Source organism: Curtobacterium sp. MWU13-2055 (assembly GCF_023242305.1).
Classification (GTDB): Bacteria; Actinomycetota; Actinomycetes; order Actinomycetales; family Microbacteriaceae; genus Curtobacterium.
In genome coordinates this window covers 1-1,230 of record NZ_JALLIO010000016.1, presented here as the reverse complement: position 1 = coordinate 1,230, position 1,230 = coordinate 1, and the positions used below count along the sequence as shown (strand labels likewise).

Below are 1,230 nucleotides of genomic sequence, written 5' to 3'. Positions count from 1 at the left end.
CCTTGGGTTCAAGGGGTGGTTGCAACACCTTGAGTGGTGAGGTGTTGGTGTGGGTCGTTGGCACACGCGTGAGGACAAGCGACGGTTCTGGGCTGCGTTGGCGGAGCTTGGGAGCACGACCCTGGCCGCGGCCGCGACTGGTGTGAACCGGTCGACGGCCGCGGACTGGGTCAGCCAGGCTGGCGGCATGCCGCCCGTGCTCGCTGCTCCGTCCGGTGTCCGGTTGTCGCTCGAGGAGCGTGAAGAGATCTGGTTTGGTCGGTCTCGGGGGCACTCGCTCCGGCAGATCGCTGCCCGGCTCGGTCGGGCACCATCGACGGTATCTCGTGAGCTGCGCAACGCGGGCCGGGGCGGGTATCGGCCCTCAACGGCGCAACGGATCGTTGATCAGCGGCGGGCCCGACCAAAACCACGCAAGCTCGCCATCAACGGTCGGCTCCGGGACTACGTGCAGACTGGGTTGGAAGCGGACCGTTCACCGGAGCAAATCATGCTCCGGCTGCGGCGGGACTTCCCACACGATCCGGAGATGCGGGTGTCGCACGAGACGATCTACCAGGCCCTGTATGTCGAGGGCCGTGGTGGGGTGAAACGCGAACTCCAGGTCGCGTTGCGCACCGGGCGGACGCTGCGCCGGCCGCGGGGGCGGGAACAGCGTCGGTCGCGGGCGGACATGCTCGAAATGGTCTCGATCGCGGATCGACCCGCCGAGGTCGAGGGTCGTCTGGTCCCCGGGCATTGGGAAGGGGACTTGATCGTTGGGAAGGACTCGGGTTCCGCGATCGGCACCCTGGTCGAACGCACCACCGGGTTCGTGATGCTGCTCCACCTGCCGACTAAGCACGGCGCTGCCGAGGTGCGAGATCAGATGATCACCGCGATCGGGAAGATGCCCGAGATGCTCCGCAAGTCGGTCACCTGGGACCAGGGCATCGAGATGGCGTCCCACAAGCAGATCAGCATCGCGACCGGGATCGAGATCTACTTCTGCGACCCTCACTCGCCCTGGCAGCGCGGCTCGAACGAGAACACGAACGGGCTGCTGCGGCAGTACTTCCCGAAGGGACAGGACCTGTCCGTGTTCCCCGCGGACTACCTCGACTACATCGCCGACAAGCTCAACAACCGACCACGCAAACGCCTCGACGCCATGACGCCGAGAGAAGCTCTCGACGAGCTACTCTCGGCGTCACTGACAGGCGGTGTTGCACCGACCACTTGAATCCACCC

Annotated in this window: 1 protein-coding gene; it reads left to right on the top strand. The window is 65.9% G+C overall.

Going from position 1 to position 1,230, the window contains the following annotated elements:
* Positions 1–187 precede the first annotated feature (187 nt).
* Positions 188–1,222: an IS30 family transposase gene (locus M4960_RS19120; RefSeq protein ID WP_123294985.1), complete on the top strand. Its 1,035-nt coding sequence runs from the start codon at positions 188–190 to the stop codon at positions 1,220–1,222.
* The last annotated feature ends 8 nt before the right edge of the window (positions 1,223–1,230 follow it).